The sequence below is a fragment of the Synechococcus sp. CS-1328 genome (assembly GCF_025128095.1).
GTDB lineage: Bacteria > Cyanobacteriota > Cyanobacteriia > PCC-6307 > Cyanobiaceae > CBW1002.
In genome coordinates, this window is record NZ_JAHLYT010000012.1 from 1 (window position 1) to 3,069 (window position 3,069).

The window sequence follows — 3,069 nt, forward strand, 5'->3', positions numbered from 1 at the left end:
GGAGCGGGTCGCGTGAACACCACTGAGGAGAAAACAGTCAGTCTTGGGCTGAAATCCGCCGACAGCATTGCCGTCACCGAGCGCCAATATCGCGACCTTATGAAAAGCGTCGCCTTTATTGAGAGGGAAACGCGCAGCGCGTTTGCCGAGATCGACTTCCGCTCAGAGCCGAAGAATGGGAAAGTTCTCTATGTTCTTGACAGCAATGTCATGCGGGCCTACGGCGCGCCTTATCGACACGGTCGCAAAGGCCATGGAAGTTTCGGATTGGGGCAGTTCCTACCCCGCCGGTTCAAGCCGCTCCATGCGTTGAGTGACGAGAGCCTCCGAAAGCTCGTTGTACACACCAACCAACAGGAAGACCGCGCTGCGGGGAACCTGCTTGAGGCGCTCACCGAATGCGTAAAGAAACGGATCGACGTTCAGGCTCTCGGCATCGTCCAATTAACACCTCACGCTATGGAAAGCCAGTTGCACTACAAGACTCTGGCCAGCCGTGTCGATGTTGATCGCGATATCGCCACCAGAGAGGCCAAACTCATCGAAGCGGTAGCGCAGGTCGCCTTGAAACGGTTTGCGTTGAGCGCGAATGGCACGGGCGCGCCGCAAATACCTTACGATCAGTATCTCACCATCATACTGAATATATACGCGCGGGCTGAAGAGTTGGGTGACCTAAATCCGTCCGCCGTACTTTATCGCTTCATGGAGTTTTGTGGCGATCCTTCCGGTGTTTTTGACGGGCGCGATGTTCTCGATTTCAACGCGGGAATTCCCTCAAACGAGATTTTCAAGATCGCACGCCACCTGTTGTCAGAGACGTTCGGGAACCTGATTGCCAAACGTTTAACACCGGCAAGCGCCGCCAGCGACCGGGACGCCCTGGTGCAGCTAGCACTTCTCAACAAGGTCAATCATGACGGAAGGCATGCTTTTGGGGGGTATTCCACGCGGATCATTCTGATCACCTGCACCCCTGAAATTTCGAATGTAGCCTATAAGGCACATGACCATCTGCGGTCGAAACTTGGGGAGTACCTCAGTACGTATCCCGGTGCTGGAACAGGAAATGATCTGACAGAGTTCCTGCGTCTCAATATCCGAAGGATGGAGCTTTTTTTTGCTTTCAACGAGGAGACGCAACAGGAGGACCGTTGGTTCAAAGCTTTTGGTTTACACTACGTGCGCCATATCTCCGGCTTCCTCGGCGATCTCTCGCTCCCCACCAGCATACCTTTGCCCGACGATGTAACCAGCGCAGAAATGAAAGACAAATCTCGTCTGCGGCTAGAGAGCATAGCTTTTTTCTCAGGTCTGTTCGTCGAACAAACCGGACGTAGCGAACTGCCGATGAAGGTCCTGAACGAGATCATTGATGAGCCGGAACGCTTTATCAATGTCCCGCCGGGCTTTCGTATTAGCTTCATCGACCTACTGCAGAAATGGAACGACTTCATCCAGGCTTCTCTCGGCAGTGCAAACATCGACAAATCGACGAAATTGAACACAGTGGGTTCGAAAGGCAACGATGATTTGAAGGAAGCATTCAAGACCGCGCTTATCGCCAACACTCCTAACTGCAGCACAGGAGAAGTCAACTTATCGACCATCCTGTCAGAGGTCGTCGAAAGGACTCGCGACCAAATGGTCCTGCAATTCTCGTTCCATGGCACTGAGCTTGCGAGAATTTCTGGGACCACTTCGAGACGTACGCCGCCAGATCTTTTCTTCCGCAACCTCAATGTAAGTTTCAAGATGTTCCAAAAAATGTCCGTCAACGCGCATTATCCTGGCTCAAAGGATTGGCTTGCCGACTATAAAAGGATCGCCGAAGAAGACTGCGAACGGGCCACCTCGGACCATCGGTGGGAGAATCATCTGAAGTTCCTCGTTCTCGCCGCCTCCTTCTCGTGTCTTGAGAGGTGGTCGGTGGCTAGCGGGCATCTGATTCGCGCTCTGAACATCATCGACCGCGGGAAAAGACCTGGCCTCGCACCCATCCAAGTGCGGAACCTTAACAATCCGAGTGGGCGCGAGGCGAATTTCCTGCAAAGCGTCTGCGAGCGCATGTTGGCGGATGATGCCGATGGGCTGAATCGTGCCCAAAAGGCGCTGAGGGCATCTAAGGCCTGCGCGGACGCAGATGCCATTGCGGACTCTAAGTCGGCGCCCGAAAAAATAGCCGATCCGATTTCAACTTTGCGCTACATCAACGAAGAACTCTCGATCGCACTGGCCCGCTACTATCTCCAGCGAATGAGTGATTGCGGCGGTGAAGCAGCCAGTCTATTAGACATCAGTGCCTCGGCTGAGCGGTATGCCAGTTGCGAAGACGAGATAGAGGCGCTCAAATCATGCTTCAAGCAACTTAAGGCGGATAAGGACTTCGATCTTGCCAAACTCGGGTCGGCGAATTTCTCGTCGGAGACATCCGCGGGCCGACAGATGCTCGGCCTCAGCTTGATATCGGCGTCAACGAACATCGTACAACTGGCTGTGATCGATCGGTATTGGCAGCAGGCTGGACGGAAAGGGGTATTCATGACGGATAGCGGCGTTCGTGAACCCGTTGGATTGAACGAATGTTTGGCCCAGGCGCTTCGATACCTAGATGCCGCAAAGGTCGGCGGGGCGATCGAGGCGAGTCTTACGCACATCTATCGACGGGTAGCATCGACAATGCTGAACGACAACGAACTACAACCGGACTGGAAGACTATGCTTGAACCCATATCGCGAGATGAGCGCGACAAATTATTTGAGCTATTCCGTTCGGGTGACATGTCGAAGATTGAAAGGTGGAAGTATGAAAGCTTGTTTGCCTTCGTGATACGTCTACATGAACAAGAAGATATCTCGCGGGGAGCCGATGCTTAAGAAATTCTGCGCCAAGCTCTATTACGATGATGACCGCCCAAAGAGAATAGAGGCCAATCGGAACAACGAAGGCTTTCTGTCCACAATCGTGTTTTACGTCATTTACGTTATTTGGTGTATGAGCCTGGTCGAGATTTTTAAAGGCACTGCCGTATCTCGAAACAACGCGAACGCTCAGAAAAGCCGCGCCAA

The 3,069-nt window shown here is 53.0% G+C and carries 2 protein-coding genes; both read left to right on the plus strand.

All coding sequences use genetic code 11. The annotated features are described in order from the left end of the window. Positions 1-12: 12 nt before the first annotated feature. Positions 13-2,877 carry a hypothetical protein gene (locus KQ310_RS02145; RefSeq protein WP_259720148.1) on the plus strand — a complete coding sequence of 955 codons (2,865 nt, stop codon included), beginning with the start codon at positions 13-15 and terminating at the stop codon, positions 2,875-2,877. Then, on the plus strand, positions 2,870-3,069 hold a 200-nt coding region (locus tag KQ310_RS02150; protein ID WP_259720149.1), incomplete at its 3' end, for a hypothetical protein. The genes KQ310_RS02145 and KQ310_RS02150, both read left to right, overlap by 8 nt.